The organism is Microbacterium sp. NPDC055683 (genome assembly GCF_053617895.1).
This window is the reverse complement of the sequence record NZ_JBSHGQ010000036.1, coordinates 13,123-33,875: the sequence shown is the minus strand read 5'-3', so window position 1 is coordinate 33,875 and position 20,753 is coordinate 13,123. Positions and strand designations below refer to the sequence as shown.

Below are 20,753 nucleotides of genomic sequence, written 5' to 3'. Positions count from 1 at the left end.
AGCGTTATCGGACAAAGGTCAGCTCCTTCTTGTTGCCGAGGATGCCCTGCGGCATGAACACGACGAGCAGCATGAGCGCGACGCCCACGAGGATGAACCGCAGCGTGCCGGCCTGGACGGACGACATGAACGGCAGGAGCCCGGCGTCGACGAGCGCCGGGAGGACGTTCGACAGGAACGTCTGGATCACCCAGAAGATGAGGGATCCCAGCAGCGGTCCGAAGACCGTGGCGGCGCCGCCGAGGAGGAGCGCCGTCCAGACGAAGAACGTGAGCGACGTCACGTAGACGCCGGGGTTGACCGCCGACGGGAGCGCGTAGACGACGCCTCCGGCCGCGGCGAGCACGCCGCCCAGCACGAGCGACTGCATCTTGTACGAGAAGACGTTCTTGCCGAGGGCGCGGATGGCGTCCTCGTCCTCCCGGATGCCCTTCATGACGCGTCCCCACGGGCTGCGCGTGAGCATCCACACCGCGAGCGCGGCGATGCCGAGGGTCACGAGGCCCATGATGCGGACCCACCATCCGGTCTCGTTGTAGGTCCACGGGCCGAAGCCGTAGGTGCCGTCCGGCAGCGGGTTGGACGACCGGAAGCTGCCGTGGTAGCCGCTCAGGCCGTCGGCGGAGCCCGTGACGTCCTCGAAGGCGGTGGTGAGGAACAGGAGGCGCACGACCTCGGCGGCCGCGATCGTCGCGATTGCGAGGTAGTCGCCGCGCAGGCGCAGCGTCGGGATGCCGAGGATGAGGGCGAACAGCGCCGCGGCGCCGAGGCCGATGAGCGCGGCGACCCACCACGGCAGGCCGAAGGTGAGCACGGAGATCGCGTATCCGTAGGCGCCCAGTGCCATGAATCCGGCGATGCCCATGTTGATGAGGCCCGCGTACCCGAAGTGGATGGCGAGGCCCAGCGCCGCGAGGGCGTAGCCCAGCGTCGCGGGGCTGATGATGGACGACAGCGTGTTGTCGAGGATCTGCAACCAGTTCACGACAGCCCCCTTAGCCGATTCGCTCTCGCCGGCCCAGGATTCCCTGCGGCCGGACGAGGAGGATGAGGATGAGCACGACGAGCGCGCCGACGAAGCGGAGGTCGGCCGGGATCCACAGGCTCGACACCTCCACGAGGAGCCCGATGATGATCGAGCCGACGAGGGCGCCGTACGCCGTTCCGAGACCGCCCAGGGTGACGGCCGCGAACACGAGCAGCAGCACCTGCGCGCCCATGTCCCAGCGGATGCCGGGCCGATAGTACGCGTAGAGGACGCCGGCGAGGCCCGCGAGCGCTCCGGACACGATCCACACGATGCGCACGACGTGGTCGACGTCGATGCCCGAGGCCGCGGCGAGCGACGGGTTGTCCGAGATGGCCCTCGTCGCCTTGCCGATGCGGCTGTAGGTGAGCCACACCGCGAAGGCGACGATGACGACGACCGCGATCGCCATCGACACCATCTCGGTGACGCTGAGCCCGACGGCGCCGAAGAGCGGGATGCGGTCGGTGGCCGCCATGGGCGGCAGCTGCTGCGTGCCGCCGCCGATGAAGAACTGGAAGACGTACCGCAGCGCGAGCGACAGGCCGATCGACAGGATCATGAGCTGCACCGTGCCCACCCCGCGGCGCCGCAGCGGGCGCCAGATGATCCAGTCGAGCACGAAGCCCAGCACGCCGCTCAGGATGACGGCGATCGGGATGCCGACCCACACCGGAAGGGCGAGGGAGGCGGGGCCGACGAGCACGAGCGCGGCGATCGAGCCGAAGGTGACCATCTCGGCATGCGCGAAGTTCGACAGGCGCGTCGTGCCGTACACGAGCGAGACGCCGACCGACGCGAGCCCGAGCATCAGGCCGAAGTTCAGGCCCTGCACGAGGCGCTGGACGAACTGATCGAAGAAGCCGGTGACGTTGCGCTCTCCCTCTCCGATGAAGAAGTTGAACGTGAGGCGCCCGCCCTGCCCCATCTCCGAGGTGGTGACGTTCGGCTCGCCGTCGCCGTCGGTGTCCTCCACGACCGCGATGCCCTCGGGGAGGGTCTCCTCGTCGAGCGTGACGGTGTAGTCGACGCCCTTCTCCGGCACCTTCACCTGCCAGCGGCCGTCGGCGTCGGTCTCCACCTCCTGCTCGCCGCCGGCGCCGTCGACCACGAGGACGACGCCTTCCAGCGGCTCCCCGTCGAGCTGGACGTTCCCGCTGATCGTGTAGGGGTCGCCCTCGGCCGCATGGGCGGCGGATGGCGCCGTCAGAGCGAGGAAGAGGGCGGAGGCGATGGCTGCCAGCGCGGTGAGTGCGCCGAGACGAGCCCGCCTCCGTCGGACGAAGTTGTGCTTCATGGGTCCTCCGGGTCGGCACCGATGCCGTCGGTCGGTTCGCCGGACATCGGTGTCCGACGCTAAGACCCTAATGTGTCGCCGCCGTTTCCTGTGTGTGCCATGTGAGGGACACGACGCCGGGCCTCCGGCGCGCCGATAGAATCTCTCCACGGGATGGCGACCCTCTCCCGTACCCGGAGCAGCCCTCATCGCGTCGGCAGGAGACACCCCAGATGACAGATCACGACCCGTTCGGCTTCGTAGGACTGACCTACGACGACGTCCTGCTCCTTCCGGGGCACACCGACGTCATCCCCAGCGAGGCGGACACGTCGTCGCGCCTCACACGCCGCATCCGGGTCGCGATCCCGCTCCTGTCGAGCGCCATGGACACCGTGACCGAGGCGCGGATGGCCATCGCCCTCGCTCGCCAGGGCGGCATCGGCATCCTGCACCGCAACCTGTCGATCGCCGATCAGGCGACCGCCGTCGACCGCGTGAAGCGCAGCGAGTCGGGCATGATCACCGACCCCATCACGACGACGCCCGACGCGACCGTGGCCGAGGTCGACGCGCTGTGCGCGAAGTACCGCATCTCCGGCCTGCCCGTCGTCGACGAGGACGACCGCCTCGTCGGCATCATCACCAACCGCGACATGCGCTTCGTGTCCGAGATCCAGCGCCCCGTCACGCGCGTGGCCGACGTCATGACCAAGGACGGGCTCGTCACGGGCCCCGTCGGCATCGCGGCGGAGCAGGTCATCGCGCTGTTCGCGGAGCACCGCGTCGAGAAGCTCCCGCTCATCGACGAGGACGGCCGTCTCGGCGGCCTCATCACGATCAAGGACTTCGACAAGAGCGAGAAGTACCCCCTCGCGACGAAGGACGAGCAGGGCCGCCTCCGCGTGGGCGCCGCGATCGGCTTCTTCGGCGACGCGTGGGAGCGCGCCGAGGCGCTGCGCGACGCCGGCGTCGACGTGCTCGTCGTCGACACCGCCAACGGCCAGTCGCAGGGCGTCATCGACATCGTGCGCCGGCTCAAGGCCGACCCCTCGTTCGCCCACATCGACGTCGTGGGCGGCAACATCGCCACGCGCGAAGGCGCCCAGGCGCTGATCGACGCGGGCGTCGACGCCGTCAAGGTCGGCGTCGGGCCCGGCTCGATCTGCACCACCCGCGTCGTGGCGGGCGTCGGCGTGCCCCAGGTCACCGCCATCTACGAGGCGTCGCTCGCCGCACGCGCGGCCGACGTGCCCGTCATCGCCGACGGCGGGCTGCAGTACTCGGGGGACATCGCGAAGGCTCTCGTCGCCGGCGCCGACACCGTGATGCTCGGCTCCCTGCTCGCCGGCACGGAGGAGTCGCCGGGCGAGATCGTCTTCCAGGCCGGCAAGCAGTTCAAGCAGTACCGCGGGATGGGCTCGCTCGGCGCCATGCAGACGCGCGGCAAGCAGACCTCGTACTCGAAGGACCGCTACTTCCAGGCAGACGTGCCGAGCGACGACAAGCTCATCCCCGAGGGCATCGAGGGGCAGGTGCCCTACCGTGGTCCGCTCTCGGCCGTCGTCTACCAGCTCACGGGCGGCCTGCGCCAGTCGATGTTCTATGTCGGCGCCCGCACGATCGAGGAGCTGAAGGCGCGCGGCAAGTTCGTGCGGATCACCTCGGCCGGGCTCAAGGAGTCGCACCCCCACGACGTGCAGATCGTCGTCGAGGCGCCGAACTACAAGCGCTGAGGGCACGGGAAGGGCCTCGGGGACACCGTCCCGGAGGCCCTTCCCGCTGTCCGGCGAGCGGCGTATCGTGCGGGACATGTGCCGGAACATCCACACGCTCCACAACTTCGAGCCGGCGGCGACCTCCGACGAGGTGCACGCGGCCGCCCTCCAGTACGTCCGCAAGATCGCCGGCACGACGAAGCCGTCGAGGGCGAACGAGGAGGCCTTCGGCGAGGCCGTGCACGCGATCGCGCACGCCACGCAGCATCTCCTCGACGCGCTGACGACCTCCGCCCCTCCCAAGAACCGCGAGGAGGAGGCCGAGAAGGCGCGGGCGAGGGCCATCCGCTCGGGACGCTACAGCGCCGCCTGACCCCGGGCCCGTCGGCCCGTGAGGGTAGGCTGATCGGGTGAGCAGTGACATCGAGCTGGGCCGCGGCAAGCGGGGCCGACCCGCCTACACGTTCGACGACATCGCCGTCGTGCCCTCGCGGCGCACGCGCAACCCCGAGGACGTGTCGACCTCGTGGGCGATCGACGCCTACGCGTTCGACGTGCCGGTCGTGGGGGCTCCCATGGACTCCGTCATCAGCCCGCAGACCGCCATCGCGCTCGGCCGCCTCGGCGGGCTCGGGGTGCTCGACCTCGAGGGGCTCTGGACGCGCTACGAGAACCCCGAGCCGCTCCTCGCCGAGATCGCCTCGCTGCCCGACCGGTCGGCGACGGCGCGCATGCAGGCGCTGTACGCCGAGCCCATCAAGCCCGCGCTCATCACGCAGCGCCTGGCGGAGATCCGCGAGGCCGGCGTGACCGTCGCCGGCGCCCTGTCGCCGCAGCGCACGCAGGAGCTCTCGGAGACGGTGGTGGCAGCCGGAGTCGATCTGTTCGTCATCCGCGGCACGACGGTGTCCGCCGAGCACGTCTCGAGCGTCGCGGAGCCGCTGAACCTCAAGGAGTTCATCTACGAGCTCGACGTCCCCGTCATCGTCGGCGGCGTCGGCACGTACACCGCGGCGCTCCACCTCATGCGCACGGGCGCGGCAGGCGTGCTCGTCGGCTTCGGCGGGGGAGCAGCCTCGACGACGCGTGCGACCCTCGGGGTGTCGACGCCCATGGCGACCGCCGTGGCCGATGTGGCGGGCGCCCGCCGCGACTACCTCGACGAGTCGGGCGGACGCTACGTGCACGTCATCGCCGACGGCGGTGTCGGCACCTCCGGCGACATCGTGAAGGCGCTCGCGATGGGCGCCGACGCCGTCATGCTCGGGGTCGCGCTCGCACGCGCGACCGACGCCCCCGGCAACGGATACCACTGGGGGCCCGAGGCGCATCACGCGAAGCTGCCGCGCGGACACCGCGTCAAGGTCGATCCGGTCGGCACGCTCGAGGAGATCCTGTACGGGCCCGCGCTCGTGGCGGACGGCACTGCGAACCTCGTCGGCGCGCTGCGCAAGTCGATGGCGACGACGGGCTACTCCGACCTGAAGGAGTTCCAGCGCGTCGACGTCGTGGTGAACCCCGTCCACTGATGGCCGATCCCGCGCCATCCGCCGCCCCCGCCGACGAGCAGGTCTTCCCTCCGACCCTGCGCGAGGTCATGCTGCGACCCCGGTGGATCGCGATGCTCGTGCTGTGCCTCGTGGTCGCCGGCGTGTTCTCGTGGCTGCTGCAGTGGCAGCTCGCGCGGGCCATCGACACCGACCCGCCCGAGGCGGGGGCGACCGAGGTCGTCCGACCGCTCGACGACGTCGTGCAGCCGGGCGAGTACCTCGACGAGTCGCTCGTCGGACAGAAGGTCGCGCTCGAGGGGCAGTGGGTCCCCGGCGACTTCATCGTCGTGTCGTCGCGCTACGACGAGGGCGTCGAAGGCTACTGGGTGACGGGGCAGTTCGCCGTCGCGGCGTACCCCGAGGCCCGCTCGATCGCCGTCGCACTGGGATGGACGGCGACACGCGAGGAGGCGGACGCCGCCGCAGCAGCCCTCGACGAAGCCGCGGAAGCCCGCTACGTCCCGCCGAGCCTGCGGCACGTCGCCGACTGGGAGCCCACCGACCTGTCCGGTCGCCTCATCTCGGACGAGGGACCGACGCTCCCGACCGGCGACGACGTGTTCGCCCAGACGCGGATGTCGCCGGCCGCGCTGTTGTCGCTGTGGCACGACACCGAGATCGACGGCGAGCCCATCGACGTGTACCGGCAGTACCTCACGTCGGACGACCCCGTCGCGGGTCTCGTCGAGACCGACCTCTCGGCCATCACGTCGCCGGCGCCCGAGATCGGCAGCCCCGTGAACTGGCTCAACCTGTTCTACGCGGCCGAGTGGGCGATCTTCGCGGCGTTCTCGTTCTACCTCTGGTACCGCCTCGCGAAGGACGCCTGGGAGCGCGAGCTGGAAGAGCTCCAGGGCGTCGACCCCGACGAGGCGTGAGGCCGGGCGTCAGACGCCATCCCGGCCGCGGCCATCCGGCGAACCGCCAGCCGACGGCCCCGTAGAATGGGGAGCATGCCACAACCGCGGATCGCCACGTTCCCCCAGATCCGCCGGGCGCTCCGCTTCTACCAGGTCTGCTCCGTCATCACGGGCGTCGGGCTGCTGCTCCTGTGCGCCGAGATGGTGCTGAAGTACACCCCCCTCGCCGTCGAGCTGTTCTTCCTCGACTCGCAGGGGGTCTTCGCCTTCCGCGAGGTGGTGCCGAGCCCGACGGGAGAACTCGTCTCGACGGGCGACGGCGTGAACCTCTCGCTCGGCATCCTCATCGTGCACGGATGGTTCTACGTCGTGTACCTCTTCGCCTGCTTCCGCGTGTGGAGCCTCATGCGCTGGGCGTTCTGGCGCTTCATCCTGCTCGCCGGCGGCGGCGTCGTGCCGTTCCTGTCGTTCTTCATGGAGTACTACGTCGCCCGCGACGTGAAGCGCTACCTCGCCCAGCGCGAGGACAGCGCCGCCGAGAAGAAGGCAGCCAAGGCCGCATCCGACCCCTCTCCCGCTCCCACTCAGGAGGTCCCCCGATGAGCGCAGACACCGCTGCGCGCCCCGTCCTCGTCGTCGACTTCGGTGCGCAGTACGCGCAGCTCATCGCGCGTCGCGTGCGCGAGGCCGGCGTCTTCAGCGAGCTCGTGCCGCACACCATCACGGCGGCCGAGGTCGCTGAGAAGAACCCGGTCGCGATCATCCTCTCGGGTGGTCCGTCGTCGGTCTACGAGCCCGGTGCGCCCTCCCTCGACACGAAGGTCTTCGACCTCGGCATCCCCACCCTCGGCATCTGCTACGGCTTCCAGGTCATGGCGCAGGCGCTCGGCGGCGAGGTCGCGCACACGGGCCTGCGCGAGTACGGGGCGACCGACGCCGCGCTCGTCGGCGACGGCGGCATCCTCCTCGGCGGCCAGCCCGCCGAGCAGAACGTGTGGATGAGCCACGGCGACCAGGTCTCGAAGGCGCCGGAGGGCTTCCAGGTGCTCGCAGCCACCGCCGCGACCCCCGTGGCGGCGTTCGGCAGCGACGAGCGCTGCTTCTACGGCGTGCAGTGGCACCCCGAGGTGAAGCACTCCGACTTCGGCCAGAAGGTGCTGGAGAACTTCCTCCACAGGGCCGCGGGTCTTCCCGCCGACTGGAACAGCGGCAACGTCATCGAGGAGCAGGTCGCGCGCATCCGCGAGCAGGTCGGCTCGGCGCGCGTCATCTCCGCGCTCTCGGGCGGAGTCGACTCGGCCGTCTCGACCGCCCTCGTGCACCGCGCGATCGGCGACCAGCTGACGGCCGTCTTCGTCGACCACGGGCTCCTCCGCAAGGGCGAGCGCGAGCAGGTCGAGCAGGACTACGTCGCGTCGACGGGCGTGCGCCTCATCACGGTCGACGCCGCCGAGACCTTCCTCGGGCATCTCGAGGGCGTCACCGACCCCGAGCAGAAGCGCAAGATCATCGGCCGCGAGTTCATCCGCGCGTTCGAGAAGGTGCAGCGCGAGCTCGTCGAGGAGGCGAAGGCCGAGGGCGAGCCCATCAAGTTCCTCGTGCAGGGCACGCTCTACCCCGACGTCGTGGAGTCGGGCGGCGGAGCCGGAACGGCGAACATCAAGAGCCACCACAACGTCGGCGGCCTGCCCGACGACCTCGACTTCGCCCTCATCGAGCCGCTCCGCACCCTGTTCAAGGACGAGGTGCGTGCGATCGGCCGCGAGCTCGGCCTCCCCGAGGCGATCGTCGGCCGCCAGCCGTTTCCGGGGCCCGGCCTCGGCATCCGCATCGTGGGCGAGGTCACCGCTGACCGTCTCGAGATCCTGCGTGACGCCGACGCCATCGCGCGCGAGGAGCTGAGCGCCGCGGGTCTCGACGGCGTCATCTGGCAGTGCCCCGTCGTGCTGCTCGCCGACGTGCGCTCGGTCGGCGTACAGGGGGACGGCCGCACGTACGGCCATCCGATCGTGCTGCGGCCCGTCTCGAGCGAGGACGCCATGACCGCCGACTGGACGCGCCTGCCGTACGACGTGCTGTCGAAGATCTCCAACCGCATCACGAACGAGGTGCGCGAGGTCAACCGGGTCGTGCTCGACGTCACGTCGAAGCCCCCGGGGACCATCGAGTGGGAGTGATCCCGCCGCGCTGAGGGCCGTCGCTGCATCCGCAGCGGCGGCCTTCGCCGTCTCGTGCGGCGCGAGAGAATGGACGGATGACCTCGTACCGCATGCGCGACCGCGTCATCCGCGACCACACCGTCGTCGTCCCGCTCGATTGGGCGGCGCCCGACGGCGGCCGCACGATCGAGGTGTTCGCGCGCGAGGTCGCCCACGTCGATCGGCAGGATGCCCCCGTGCTCGTCTACCTGCAGGGCGGGCCCGGCGGCAAGGGCCCGCGCCCCCTGCCGGGCGCCGACTGGGTCGACGAGGCGCTGAAGACCCACCGGCTGCTGCTGCTCGACCAGCGGGGCACGGGGCGATCGACCCGCGTCGAGCGCGCATCGATCGCGGGGATGGGCGCGGACGAGGCGGCCGCGTACATCCGGTTCTTCCGTGCCGGGCAGATCGTGGCCGACCTCGAGCACCTGCGGCACACGGTATTCGGCGGCATCCGCTGGCAGACGCTCGGGCAGAGTTACGGCGGCTTCCTGACGCTCACATACCTGTCGTTCCACCCCGAGGCGCTCGCGGCGTCGTACGTCACGGGCGGCCTGACGTCGATCGAGCCGGACGCCGACGAGGTCTACCGGCGCACGCTGCCGCGTGTCGCGGCGAAGACGGCGGAGTTCTACCGCCGGTACCCGCAGGACGCAGCGACCGTCGCCGCCGTGATCGACGTGCTGGAGAACGACGATGTCCGGCTCCCGAGCGGCGACCGCCTCACGGCCCGTCGGCTGCAGACCATCGGCATCGACTTCGGGATGAAGCCCGGCTTCGAGCGCGTCCACTGGCTCTTCGACGAGGCGTTCTCGGCGCCAGGGCGCCTCAGTGACCACTTCCTCGCCGCCGTCGACGACCTCACGCAGTACTGGGGCAACCCGCTCTACGCGCTGCTGCAGGAGGAGATCTACGCCGATGGCGACGGCGCGACGGCATGGGCCGCGCACCGGGTGCGCGCGGAGCTCGGCGGCTTCGCGGCGACGGATGCCCCTGTGCCGTTCACGGGGGAGATGTTCTTCCCCTGGATGTACGACGAGATCGCGTCGCTGCGCCCCTTCCGCGACGCCGCGCACGCCCTCGCCGAGCGGGTCGACCATCCGCGCCTGTACGACGCCGCGCGGCTCGCGCGGAACGAGGTGCCCCTCGCAGCAGCCATGTACTACGACGACATGTACGTCGACTTCGGCCAGGCCGAGGAGACCGTGCGCCGCGTGCCGAACACGCACCTGTGGGTGACGAACGAGTACGAGCACGACGGGCTGCGCCAGGATCCGCGGATCGTGCGCGCCCTCATCGACCGCGTCGTGGCAGAGGGCGGCCCGCTCGACTGAGGGCCGGCCCGCCGCCTGACCGGACACAGTGCAGGAGTTCCACCGCTGCCGGGTGAGGGGAGACCCGGGATGACGGGAGCCACCGCCGGCGGGCGGCCGGATCTCCTGCACTGTGTCCGCGGGTGCGGTCCGGTCGGTTGAGGGGGACGTGGCCGGTTGCGGGCGCTGCACCGGACACGACGCAGGAGTTCTTCCGGTGCGAAGGGGGCCACCGCCGCGAATTCCGGCGCTGCCGCCGTTGCCGGGCCCGGATCTCCTGCGTCGTGTCCCGGCGTCAGCGCCCGACGACGCGCAGCACGGCGTCGCGCACGGCGGCGCGGTCGAACGTCGGGCCGCGATCGAGTGCGCGGTGGATGGTGACGCCCTCGATGAGCGCGTCGAGCACGCGGGTCATGACGGGGTCGAAGTGCCGCTCGAGCGCGGCCCGGCTGCGTGCCATCCATGCCTCGGTGAGTGTGCGGAAGGCCTCGTCGCGCGCGGCGAGGGTGTAGATCTCGTGCGTGAGCACGAGCGAGCGGCTGCTGTCGAAGAGGTCGTCGGCGATGATCGCCACGACGGCGTCGACCGCCTCGTCGCGGTCGCGTGCCGCGGCCATCCGCTCTTCGAAGCCGTCGCTGACGGTGTGTGCGAAGCGCGAGAGCGCCTCGTGCAGCAGCTCGGCCATCCCGGTGAAGTGGTAGGTCATCGACCCCAGCGGCACGTCGGCGGCGGCGGCGACCCGGCGGTGCGACGTGCCCGCGACGCCGACCTCGGCGATGACGTCGAGGCACGCGTCGATGATGCGGTCGCGACGCCCGGGGTCGTCGCGTCGGGGTGAGGCCATGGGGGCGACTCTATCCGATGGCGTACGATCGTACACATCCGTGTCCTCCCGCGACACGGACGAATCAGGAGCACCGTGAACACCCCCGTCCCCTCCCGCGAAGCGCGTCGCGCGCGCTTCGCGGTGTCGGCCCTGTTCTTCACGAACGGCGCGATCTACGCCAACGTCATCCCGCGCTTCCCCGAGATCAAGGAGGCGCTGGGCCTCAGCGACACCCTCTACGGCATCTCGATCGCGGCGATGCCGGTCGGTGCGCTGCTGTCGGGGCTCGCTGCGGGCTCGCTCATCCGGCGGATGGGCTCGGGCCGCCTCGCCGTGACAGGCACCATCCTGCTCGCGGCGGCGATGCTCGGGGTCGGGCTCGCTCCGCTGCCGGTCGTCTTCACGCTCGCGCTGTTCACCGTGGGTCTGCTCGACTCCGTCACCGACGTCGCGCAGAACGCGCACGGTCTGCGCGTGCAGAAGCGCTACGGGCGCTCGATCATCAACGGCTTCCATGCGATCTGGTCGCTCGGGGCCGTCACGGGCGGATTCATGTCGGCGGGCGCGATCGCGCTCGGCCTGCCGCTCGGTGTGCACCTCGCGATCACGGGAGCGCTGTTCGCAGGGACGGCGATCGTCGCGCTGCGGATGTGCCTGCCCGGCCCCGACGAGGAGTCCGGCGAGGCGTCGGTCGAGGAGGCGGTTTCGGTCGTCGGACGCGCGGCACCGCGCGTCGTGCTCGCCATGGCGGGGCTCGCCGCGATCTCGATCGCGGCGACGATCGTGGAGGACGTGGGGTCGTCGTGGGCGACGCTGTACATGCGCGACTCGCTCGGCGCCCCCGCCGCTCTCGCCGCGACGGGGTACATCGCCCTCATCGGGTTCCAGTTCGTCGGACGTCTCGTCGGTGACGCGCTGACGGACCGGTTCGGGCAGCGGCTCGTCGCGGTCGCCGGCGGCGTCCTCGTCGCGGTCGGCATGGGTGTCGCGCTCGCGTTCCCGACCGTGCCGGCGACGCTCATCGGCTTCGCGGCGGCGGGATTCGGCGTGGCCACGCTCATCCCCGCGGCCATGCACACGGCCGACGAGCTGCCCGGCCTGCGTCCGGGGACCGGGCTCACCGTCGTGACGTGGCTCATGCGCCTCGGCTTCCTCATCTCGCCGCTCGTGATCGGCGCGGTCTCCGACGCGACCGATCTGCGTGTCAGTCTGCTCATCGTGCCGATCGCGGGCGTCGTCATCGTCGTGCTGTCGGGCGTGCTCGGGCGGCGGCGCGCCTGAGGCGGATGGCGGTCGCGTTCTGCCGTCGGCGGAAGGCCCTGTACGGGCGGCGGCGCGCGACCTAGCGTGAGGGCATGGCCGAACTGCTTCCCCTCCGTCCGCGCATCGCCCTGCCCGACCCGCTTTGGCGGCATCTCGTCGGCGATCGCCTGCGGCGCATGCGGCACGCACGCGGTGAGACGCTCGCCGACGTGGCGCGCCGCGCGGGCGTCTCGGTGCAGTACCTCTCCGAGGTGGAGCGCGGGCTCAAGGAGGCCTCGAGCGAGATCGTCGCGGCCGTCCTCGGCGCTCTGGAGGGATCGCTCCTCGACCTGACGGCGGGGATCGCCGACGACCTGCGGGCGGCGACGACCTCCGCGCCCGCGCCCGCGCACTCGCAGGTGCCCGCGCAGACACCCGCCCGCGTGCAGGCGCTCGCCCTCGCCGCCTGAGGGTGCTCACCGCGGCGCGAGCACGGTGTCGGCGAGCCCGTACTCCACGGCGGCCCGGGCCGTGAGCACGCGATCGCGGTCGGTGTCGCGCCGCAGCAGTTCGACGGGGCGGCCCGTGTGATGCGACAGGATGCCCTCGATGTCTCCGCGGACCCGCACGAGCTCGTCGGCGTGCAGGATGAGATCGGGGATGGCCCCGCGCCCCTGTGCGGCGGGCTGGTTCAGGACGACCCGGGCGTGCGGGAGCACGGCGCGCTTGCCCGCGGCGCCCGCCGCGAGCAGTACGGCGCCGACGCCGATCGCCTGCCCCACGCACGTCGTGGCGACGTCAGACCGGATGTGGCGCATGGTGTCGTACACGCCGAGCATCGCCGCCGGGTCGCCTCCCTCGCAGTTGATGTAGAGCTGCACGTCGCGGTCGGGCGCGACGGCATCCAGATGCAGCAGCTGCGCGATGAGCGCGTTCGCGACGCCGGCGTCGATCGGAGTGCCGAGGTAGACGACGCGCTCGGCGAGCAGGTGCGAGTACACGTCCATGACGCGCTCGCCGCGGCCATCCCGCGCGATGACGTGGGGGATCGTGTACGTGCTCATGCGCCCGCTCCGATCCCGATGCGCGATCGGTGCACGGGCATGACCTCGTCGAACCCCGAGACGATGCCGTCGATGAAGCCGTAGGCGAGCGCTTCCTGCGCCGTGAACCAATGATCGTGCAGCGAGTCGTCGAACACCCGCTCGAGCGGTTGACCCGTGTCGGCGCTGATGAGGCCGAGCACCGTGTCGCGCAGCTGTCGCAGGTCGTCGGCCTGCAGCGCGACGTCGACTGCCGTGCCGCCGATCCCCGAGGAGCCCTGGTGCAGGAGGATGCGCGCGTGCGGCAGCGCGCGGCGCTTGCCCGGAGTGCCCGCGGAGAGCAGGAACTGCCCGGCGCTGCACGCGAGGCCGACCGCGAGCGTCGACACGTCGCAGGGCACGAGCCGCATGACGTCGCGGATGGCGAGCATCGACGGCACGGAGCCGCCGGGGGAGTGGATCCAGAGCGCGATGTCGGCGTGCGGGTCCTCCGCGGCGAGCGCGAGCAGCTGGGTGGCGAGGAGCATGCCGTTGTCGTCGTCGAGCACGCCGTCGAGCACGAGCACGCGCCGGTGGAACAGCTCATGCCGCGCCTGGGCGGTGAACTGCGGGACCTTCGATTCGTCTGCCATGCACCCAGCGTGCGCCCGCCATCCGGGCCGCGCCGCAGAATCCGCGGCAGGCGGATCCGCCCTCGGCGGATGCGCCCGTCAGCGCCCGAACAGGGTCGGGTCGACGGGGCGAATGGCGCGGGGCAGCGTCTCGACGACGCGCAGATACGACTCGGTGACGACCTCGCGGACGAGCGGCTCCGAGAGGGAGGGCCCGGGGCGCAGGGAGATCCAGTGCCGCTTGTTCATGTGGTAGCCGGGGGAGATGTCGGGGAACTCGGCACGCAGCGCCACGGCGTCGTCGGGATGCGCCTTCACGGTGACGAGCTCGGAGCCGCGCAGGGTGGTCTGCAGCAGGAACACCTTGCCGCGCACCTTGAACACGTCCCACTCGGGGCCGAACGGGTACTCGAGCGCCATGCCGGGCAGCTCGTGCGCCGCGGCCGTCGCCGCGTCGTGCAGCTCGCGTCCGTCCACGATCCCAGAGTAGACGGACTCACACCCGCGCCTCCCGCGCCGGTCGATCAGCGACCGAACGTCTCGGACGGCGGCGTCGCGCGCATTCGCCAGTGCGGATGTCGGCGTTGCGCGCATTCGCCAGTGCGGATGTCGGTCAGATCGGGCTTCCCGACCTACATCCGCACTGGCGAAGCCGCCGCCGCGCCTCCGAAGCCGCCGCCGCGCCTCCGCAGCCGCCGGCGGGTCAGCGGCCGCCGCCGCCCATGCCGCCCGACAGGGCCTGGCCGGTCGTCGCGGTGACGGCCGACGTGCCGTCGACCGTCACCGTGTAGGTCTCGCCCGCCACGACGTCGGCGCTCGAGTACACGACGGTCGCGAACTCCTTCTCGGCCGTCGTCGAGGCGAGGACGGTGCCGTCGGACGCGACGATCTCCACCGTGGACCCCGCCGAGCCGCTCGCGGAGGCGGCCACCCACGCCTGCTCCGATGACGTCGACGGAGATTCGGCCATCCCCGACGAACCGAGCGCGATGAGGCTGCCGCCCGAGATCGTGAACTCGCCGTTGGTGTCGAGCGCGCCGTTGCCCGACCCGGTCGGACCGTAGACGACCGTGGTGCCGCCCGTGATCTGCATCGAGCCGTTCGAGTCCAGGCCGTCGCCCTGGGCGTCGACCGTGATCGTGCCGCCCGCGATGAGCACGAGCTCGCCGCTGTCCGACATTCCGCCGCCTCCGCCTCCGAACGCATCCTGCCCGTCGTCCGACGACGCCGAGTCGGATGACGTGCCCGCCGATCCGTTGATGCCGTCATCGGTCGCCGTGATGTCGATCGTGCCGCCGCCGATCGCGACGGTGCCGGCCTCGATCCCCTCCTCCGACGAGATGACGATGTCGCCGCCCGTGACGACGACGTCGGTGAAGCCGTCGATGCCGTCGCTTCCCGCGGTGATGTCGAGCGTGCCGCCCTCGACGAGGACCCAGCCCTGCGTGTCGTCGGCGTCCTGGTCGGACGCCAGGCCGTCACCCCCCGCGTCGATGGCGATCGTGCCGCCGCGGACGGTGAGGGAGTCGTTGCCCTTGAGCCCGTCGTCGGCCGCGGTGACGTCGATCGTGCCCGAGAGCACGACGAGGTCGTCCTTGCTCGTGATGCCGTCCTCGGCCGAGCCGTCGACCGTGAGTGCTCCCGTGCCCGACACCGTGAGGTCGGTGTCGGCCCAGATGGCCGCGTTCGCGTCGGCATTCTCCGCGTACGCCCCGGTCGACGACACCGCGTTCGATGACCCGTCCGCGAGGAAGATCGCGACGTCGTCGGCCGTCGTGACCTGGATGGCCGGGGCGCCGTCGGCCGTGATCGTCACGCCGTCGAGGATGAGCACGACCTGCGCGTCGTCGGCTGCGGCGACGACGACGGAGCCGTCGAGGTCCCCGGACAGCCGGTAGACGCCGGCCTCCGTGATCGTGACGGTGCCGTCCGAGACGCTCACGCCCGTCGCGGTCGTCTCCGCCGATGTCCCCGAGAGGACGACGTCCACGGCGTCGTCCTCTGACCACTCGTCGTCGTTCACGACGGTCTGGTCGGAGTTCGCCTCGACGACCTCGGTGACGCTCGACGGCGTCTCCGCGGTCGTCGTGCTGGTCGTCTCGGATGAGGCCCCGGACGAGGAGGAGGACGAGCCGGCGGACGCCGTCTCGGATGCCGCGACGGCGGTGCAGCCGGTGACCGTCGCCACCGCGAGGGCGAAGGCGAGGCCGAGCCCGGCCCGGGCCCGCGCGGAGGGGCGGGGTGTGCGGGGTGCGTTCATGGGGGTCTCCCGTCGTACGAGGTCAGGTGGCCAGCGCGGGCTGCGCGTCGAAGTGGGTGCGGAGCACGCGGCTCCACTTGTTGGAGGGCAGCTCGGGCCGCATCGCGGCGAGGCCCGTGGCGAACTTGCTGATGCCGACGGGGCGGATGCCGGCACGCCACAGCAGCCGGTCGAGCGACGAGGCGCGCGCCGCCGACTTGGTCTCGACGATGACGAGATCAGGACGGCTCATGCGCCCGCCCCAGGCGTCGAGCCATTCCAGGTCGGTGTCGACGGTCGCCCGTGCGCCCTCGGGAAGGAGGAGGGTGGTGCGGCGGTAGCCGGTGTGGAGCGTGGGTTCCAGCTCGTCGGCGACATCGGCGCCGAGACCGAGGGACTCGACCGCTTCGGCGGCGTACGCGCGGCCTTCGTCGGTCAGACGGTCGACGGCATCCGACGGCTGCTCGATGCGCTCCTTCACGGTCGTGCCGCGGGCGCCCCGCGTCTTCATCTCGAGGAACGCGGCGTCGGTCTCGACGTAGTGCCGGGAGCGGAGCTTGAAGCGGCGACGGCGGCCGAGGGCCGCGAGGCGGTAGCTCAGGAGCTCGGGGGTGTCGAAGTACATCGTGCCGTAGAGCGAGGCGCGCTCGCCGTCGATCTCGAGCACACGCGCCTCGGCGTCCACGCCGTCGAGCACGCGCACGGCGTCGTCCGCGCGGAGCAGGTACTTGCGGTCGACGCGCGTGAGCAGCTCGGCCTCGGCGACGAGCTCGGCGAGCGAGATCGTCTCGAAGCGTCCGGCGAAGCGGTCGGAGAGGTTCACGCCGCCACCTGCTCTCGGAGGGCAGGTGCGGGGGCGGCCGTCGTCGTGCCGCGGCGGATGCGGTAGCGCACGTCGACGAGCGTCGTGTCGTTGACGAAGTCGATGTGCTGGACGGACAGGGTGCGGACCTCTCCGCCCAGGCGCTCCTCGAGCACGGCGCGCAGCACGTCCTCGTCGCCGATGGCCTCGTCGAGCTGCACGGTGCGGTGCCGGTGCGAGGCGAACAGGGCCGGATGGTCGACGACGGCGAGAGACAGCACGACGACCGCGACGAGCACCGTCGACATCACGCTGAACGTCTGCGAGAGTCCCGTGAGCAGGCCGATGGCGAGCGCGGCGAAGTAGTACGCCACCTCCCGCTGCGAGATCTCGCTCGAGCGCAGCCGGATGATCGAGAGCACGCCGAACAGTCCGAGGCCGAGTCCGACGGCCACCTCTGCCGATGCGAGCACGTACGACACCGCGAAGACGCCGATGTTGACGCCGTAGAAGGCGACCACGAGGTCGCGCCGGCGGTGCCGCTGGAAGTAGACGGCGACCGTCAGCAGCGTGATGGCCGCCAGGTCGACGAGGAGCATCGTGAGATCGGGCATGTCGTTCACCTTTCGTTCACCTCAGTCAACGGGGCATCCCTATGGGGTCCCTATGTCGCCGTTAGGCGAGGACGTAGGGTTTCGCGGGCGCCCGGCGGGAGCTGCGCGCGTGGGTGAACACCCACGCGCGCTGCACGGCGAAGCCCGCTGCCCACAGCGCCGCCTCCGTGCAGACCTTGGCCGCGACGAGGCCGACTCCGAGCGCGTCGAGCATCGTCATGAGGGCGACGTTGGCGGCGAGGACTGCGAGCGCAAGCGCGGCGTAGCGGGTGAGCTCGACGCGGAGGGGCTTGCGCTCGCGGTCGCGGCCGAAGACCCAGCGCCGGTTGACGGCGAAGTTGATCGTCGCGCTCACGAGGCGGGCCGCGACGATCGAGCCCTGCAGCCATCCCGTCGTGGTCACGAGCAGCCACAGCAGCAGGGCGTCGATCGCGGCGGCCATGAGCGAGGACGCGAGGAAGCCCGCGAGCGGGGCCATCACGCGCAGCGAGTCGCGCAGGGGACGGAAGTGCGACGACCGGTTCTCCTCGATGTACACCGTCGCGATGGGCGACTGCGCGAGGCGGAAGCCGGCACGCCGTGCGTTCAGCAGCATGATCGCCTCGTACTCGAAGCGGTCGCCGGGCAGGCGCGTCGCCCACGGGAGCGCGCGAGGCGGCAGCCCCCGAAGACCCGTCTGGGTGTCGACGACGCGCTCGCCGATCGCGAGCGCGAACAGACGCGCAGAGACGGCGTTGCCGAACCGGCTGCGCAGAGGCACGTCGTGCCCGCCGAAGTCGCGGACGCCGAGGACGATGGCGTCATCCGCCTGCTCCGTCTCCCGGGCGATCCGCACGATGTCGTCCGGCGCGTGCTGCCCGTCTGCATCGGCCGTGACGACCGCCTCGCCGGGATGGGCCGTGCGGACGTACCGGAACAGCGTGTGCAGCGCCGCGCCCTTCCCCCTGTTCGCGCCGTGGCTCAGGACCGTGATCCCGGCGGCCTCCAGCGACGCGAACACCGGGGCGGACGCGACCCCGCTCCCGTCGTCGGCGACGACGATGCCGAGCTCGGGGTCGCGCTCGCGGATGGCCTCGGCCAGGTCGACGAGACGGTGGTCGGGTTCGTAGGCGGGGATGGCGACGACGGTCACGATGCGCCGCCGATGTAGAGGATGTCGCTCGTCGCGCGCTCCCCGCCGTTCGACGGCCGGTTGACGACCGCGCCGTCGAACCACATCTCGCTCGATCCGCCGCCGTCGAGGTTGTAGGCGGTCTGTGCGCCCAGGCCGACCATGATGTCGGCGAGCTCGGGCAGGGTGACTCCGCGGCTGTATCCCTCCTCGCGTCCGTCGACGACGACGAAGACGACGTGCGTGGCGTCGACGACGCCGATGGCGGTGCGCGGCTGCTCGCCCTGGATGGAGTGGTTGCCGACGTTGGTGTCGACCTCGACCTCGTCGACGCCCTCGACAGCCGCGCCGTCCTTCACGAGCGCGGGGCCGAACGACAGCGTCGTCCACACTCCGGCGTCGACGAGCGCCTGAGCGGTGGTCGCCGTCTCGTCGTAGATCTCCGCGCGGCCGTCGCGGTAGAGGGCGAGTCCTTCTCGCGCGCCGGCATCGCGGTACGCGACGCCGTTGCGCACTTGGATGCCGGTGTCGCGGAAGCCGTAGTAGTCGCCGTTCACGGCGAACACCGCGCCGTTCGCGTCCGCCATCTCCGACACGAGCTGCGTCACGTTCTCGCCGAACTGGTCGTTCGCGAACGCGGTGCGCAGCGCAGTCGCATCATCGAGCGTCACGCTCGCGACGAAGTACGTGACGGTGTCGCTGCCCGAACCGGTCGTGACGGTGTCGATGGAGACGGCGGCGGACGCGCTCGTCGCGCTCTGATCCCCCTCGTCGATCGTGGCGATGGCGTCGGTCGCGGTGGTGCCTGCGGCCTCCTCGGCCTCCGACACGTCCGCGACCTCGACATGGGGGATGAGGAAGCGGTCGGCGGCCCACCAGGTGGCGGCGCCGGCGCCCGCGACGGCGGTGGCCCCGCCGATGAGGAAGGCCCTGCGGGTGAGGAAGCGTCGATCGGTCATGGATCGAGCGTCGCGGGAGCCGCTATGGCGCGGCTATGACGCGCGCGTGACCCGGCCGTCGATCCCGGCGACCCAGGTGTCGTTCGCCAGTGCGGATGTTGTCGGCGCTGCTGCTGCCGCTGCCGCTGCTGTCGCCGCTGCTGTCGTTCGCCAGTGCGGATGTTGCCGCCCCCGCTGTTCGTCAGTGCGGATGTCAGCGAGCAAGCGCTTTCTGACGGACATCCGCACTGGCGAACGGCGGCGCGCACCCGCTGGGCGACATCCGCACTGGCGAGTCGCGGCGCGGGGCGCAGCTCGCCCAGGGAACGACGAAGGCCGCCCCGGTGAACCGGGGCGGCCTTCGTCAGCGCGGCGAGGTCAGTCGTTGCCTCGGAGGATGGCGATGATCCGCAGGATCTCGACGTACAGCCACACGACCGTGACCATGATGCCGAACGCGGCCTGCCAGCCGAAGATCCGCGGGGCGCCGTTGCGGACGCCCTGCTGCACCATGTCGAAGTCGAGCACGAGCGAGTACGCCGCCATGAGGACGACGAGCACGCCGATGATGAGGCCGAGCGGGATGCCCATGATCGTCGAGGAGTACAGGCCGAACGAGCCCTGGATGAGACCCGTCGCCGAGAGCACGAGGTTCAGCAGCGAGAAGACGAGGTACCCGACCATGGCGATCAGGAAGATCTTCGTCGCGCGCTTCGACGCGCGGATCTTGCCGCTTGCGAAGAGGGCCAGCGTGACGCCGACCACCGAGACGGTGGCGAGCGTGGCCTGCACGATGATCCCCGGCCAGATGAGCTCGAAGTAGGCCGAGATGCCGCCCACGAAGAGGCCCTCGAAGGCGGCGTAGGCGAAGATGAGCGGGACGCTCGGCTTCTTCTTGAACGAGTTGACGAGTCCGAGGACGAAGCCGCCCAGCGCGCCGACGATCCACGGCATGAGCGTGACGTCCGCGGGGTTGCCGGAGGCGAGCGCGGGAGCGAGCGTCCAGACGTAGCCGACGGCCGCGACGACGAGCATGACGGCGAACAGGCCGACGGTCTTCCAGACGGTGTCCTCGACCGTCATGCGCCCGGTCTCGCGCGCGCCCGCCGGGGGAGCGGCCAGCATGCCCTCCATGTTGGCGTTCGCGGCGGCGTCGACGCCCATGTGGGCGAACTGCCCGGCCTGGGCGTAGCCGCCCGCAGCAGGGGGCGTCGTGGGCGTACCGTACTGCGCGGCCTGCGGACCGCCGGGATAGGTCTGGACCGCGCGGGGATCCTGAGAGAAGACGGGGTTGTTGAAACCGGGGCTGGCCATGATGGTCACTCCTCTGATGGATGGGACGGCGCTGTCCCTCCACCCTAGTCACGCCAGGCTATGGAGGGCCT

Annotated in this window: 21 protein-coding genes; 9 read left to right on the top strand and 12 right to left on the bottom strand. The window is 71.2% G+C overall.

Going from position 1 to position 20,753, the window contains the following annotated elements:
- Positions 1-4: 4 nt before the first annotated feature.
- Together ACWGPF_RS13455 and ACWGPF_RS13450 are read right to left on the bottom strand one after the other, a co-directional pair.
- Positions 5-985, bottom strand: a complete 981-nt coding sequence (locus tag ACWGPF_RS13455; RefSeq protein ID WP_452333277.1) for a branched-chain amino acid ABC transporter permease — start codon at positions 983-985, stop codon at positions 5-7.
- A 10-nt stretch (positions 986-995) separates the two neighbouring features.
- Positions 996-2,324 carry an ABC transporter permease subunit gene (locus ACWGPF_RS13450; protein WP_452333276.1) on the bottom strand — a complete coding sequence of 443 codons (1,329 nt, stop codon included), beginning with the start codon at positions 2,322-2,324 and terminating at the stop codon, positions 996-998.
- Between the two features lie 212 nt (positions 2,325-2,536).
- Here ACWGPF_RS13450 and guaB point away from each other — a divergent pair, with 212 nt between their 5' ends.
- The 7 genes from guaB (at position 2,537) to ACWGPF_RS13415 (ending at position 9,963) form a co-directional block, all read left to right on the top strand.
- Positions 2,537-4,039 (top strand): IMP dehydrogenase, encoded by a 1,503-nt coding sequence (gene guaB, locus ACWGPF_RS13445; protein WP_345439424.1) that lies wholly within the window; start codon positions 2,537-2,539, stop codon positions 4,037-4,039.
- Positions 4,040-4,115: 76 nt separating this feature from the next.
- Positions 4,116-4,394 (top strand): DUF2277 domain-containing protein, encoded by a 279-nt coding sequence (locus tag ACWGPF_RS13440; RefSeq protein WP_452333275.1) that lies wholly within the window; start codon positions 4,116-4,118, stop codon positions 4,392-4,394.
- Between the two features lie 37 nt (positions 4,395-4,431).
- On the top strand, positions 4,432-5,550 hold the full coding sequence (locus ACWGPF_RS13435) for a GuaB3 family IMP dehydrogenase-related protein (protein WP_452333274.1): 1,119 nt from the start codon (positions 4,432-4,434) through the stop codon (positions 5,548-5,550).
- A complete protein-coding gene (locus ACWGPF_RS13430; protein WP_452333273.1) occupies positions 5,550-6,449 on the top strand; it encodes an SURF1 family cytochrome oxidase biogenesis protein in 900 nt (299 codons plus the stop codon). The genes ACWGPF_RS13435 and ACWGPF_RS13430 overlap by 1 nt, the downstream gene beginning before the upstream one ends.
- 75 nt (positions 6,450-6,524) lie before the next feature.
- Complete coding sequence (locus ACWGPF_RS13425) at positions 6,525-7,034, top strand: DUF3817 domain-containing protein (protein WP_452333272.1); 510 nt, start codon at positions 6,525-6,527, stop codon at positions 7,032-7,034.
- A complete protein-coding gene (guaA, locus tag ACWGPF_RS13420; protein WP_452333271.1) occupies positions 7,031-8,608 on the top strand; it encodes a glutamine-hydrolyzing GMP synthase in 1,578 nt (525 codons plus the stop codon). The genes ACWGPF_RS13425 and guaA overlap by 4 nt, the downstream gene beginning before the upstream one ends.
- A gap of 77 nt (positions 8,609-8,685) precedes the next feature.
- A complete protein-coding gene (locus ACWGPF_RS13415; RefSeq protein ID WP_452333270.1) occupies positions 8,686-9,963 on the top strand; it encodes an alpha/beta fold hydrolase in 1,278 nt (425 codons plus the stop codon).
- 274 nt (positions 9,964-10,237) lie between these two features.
- Here the strand turns inward: ACWGPF_RS13415 and ACWGPF_RS13410 are convergent, their stop codons facing one another.
- On the bottom strand, positions 10,238-10,786 hold the full coding sequence (locus tag ACWGPF_RS13410; RefSeq protein WP_452333269.1) for a TetR/AcrR family transcriptional regulator: 549 nt from the start codon (positions 10,784-10,786) through the stop codon (positions 10,238-10,240).
- A 75-nt stretch (positions 10,787-10,861) separates the two neighbouring features.
- Here ACWGPF_RS13410 and ACWGPF_RS13405 point away from each other — a divergent pair, with 75 nt between their 5' ends.
- The gene (locus tag ACWGPF_RS13405; RefSeq protein ID WP_452333268.1) at positions 10,862-12,049 is read left to right on the top strand and encodes an MFS transporter; all 1,188 of its coding nucleotides are present in this window, start codon (positions 10,862-10,864) and stop codon (positions 12,047-12,049) included.
- 74 nt (positions 12,050-12,123) lie between these two features.
- A complete protein-coding gene (locus ACWGPF_RS13400; RefSeq protein WP_452333267.1) occupies positions 12,124-12,480 on the top strand; it encodes a helix-turn-helix domain-containing protein in 357 nt (118 codons plus the stop codon).
- Positions 12,481-12,486: 6 nt separating this feature from the next.
- On the opposite strand, the gene ACWGPF_RS13395 is transcribed toward ACWGPF_RS13400, so the two are convergent.
- The 9 genes from ACWGPF_RS13395 to ACWGPF_RS13355 all read right to left on the bottom strand — a co-directional run bounded on the left by ACWGPF_RS13395 (position 12,487) and on the right by ACWGPF_RS13355 (position 20,682).
- The gene (locus ACWGPF_RS13395; RefSeq protein ID WP_452333266.1) at positions 12,487-13,074 is read right to left on the bottom strand and encodes a ClpP family protease; all 588 of its coding nucleotides are present in this window, start codon (positions 13,072-13,074) and stop codon (positions 12,487-12,489) included.
- A complete protein-coding gene (locus ACWGPF_RS13390) occupies positions 13,071-13,685 on the bottom strand; it encodes a ClpP family protease (RefSeq protein ID WP_452333265.1) in 615 nt (204 codons plus the stop codon). The genes ACWGPF_RS13395 and ACWGPF_RS13390 overlap by 4 nt, the downstream gene beginning before the upstream one ends.
- A gap of 78 nt (positions 13,686-13,763) precedes the next feature.
- Positions 13,764-14,141: an MmcQ/YjbR family DNA-binding protein gene (locus ACWGPF_RS13385; RefSeq protein ID WP_452333264.1), complete on the bottom strand. Its 378-nt coding sequence runs from the start codon at positions 14,139-14,141 to the stop codon at positions 13,764-13,766.
- Between the two features lie 226 nt (positions 14,142-14,367).
- Positions 14,368-15,924 (bottom strand): carbohydrate-binding domain-containing protein, encoded by a 1,557-nt coding sequence (locus ACWGPF_RS13380; RefSeq protein ID WP_452333263.1) that lies wholly within the window; start codon positions 15,922-15,924, stop codon positions 14,368-14,370.
- 22 nt (positions 15,925-15,946) lie between these two features.
- Entirely contained in the window at positions 15,947-16,726 is a 780-nt protein-coding gene (locus ACWGPF_RS13375) for a polyphosphate polymerase domain-containing protein (protein ID WP_452333262.1), read from the bottom strand.
- Positions 16,723-17,319, bottom strand: a complete 597-nt coding sequence (locus ACWGPF_RS13370; RefSeq protein ID WP_452333261.1) for a DUF4956 domain-containing protein — start codon at positions 17,317-17,319, stop codon at positions 16,723-16,725. Before ACWGPF_RS13370 ends, ACWGPF_RS13375 begins: the two co-directional genes overlap by 4 nt.
- Before the next feature lie 61 nt (positions 17,320-17,380).
- Positions 17,381-18,451, bottom strand: coding sequence for a GtrA family protein (locus tag ACWGPF_RS13365; RefSeq protein ID WP_452333260.1), 1,071 nt, complete (start codon positions 18,449-18,451; stop codon positions 17,381-17,383).
- On the bottom strand, positions 18,448-19,389 hold the full coding sequence (locus tag ACWGPF_RS13360; RefSeq protein WP_452333259.1) for a phosphodiester glycosidase family protein: 942 nt from the start codon (positions 19,387-19,389) through the stop codon (positions 18,448-18,450). Before ACWGPF_RS13360 ends, ACWGPF_RS13365 begins: the two co-directional genes overlap by 4 nt.
- Before the next feature lie 357 nt (positions 19,390-19,746).
- Positions 19,747-20,682 (bottom strand): Bax inhibitor-1/YccA family protein, encoded by a 936-nt coding sequence (locus tag ACWGPF_RS13355; RefSeq protein WP_452333258.1) that lies wholly within the window; start codon positions 20,680-20,682, stop codon positions 19,747-19,749.
- Positions 20,683-20,753 lie beyond the last annotated feature (71 nt).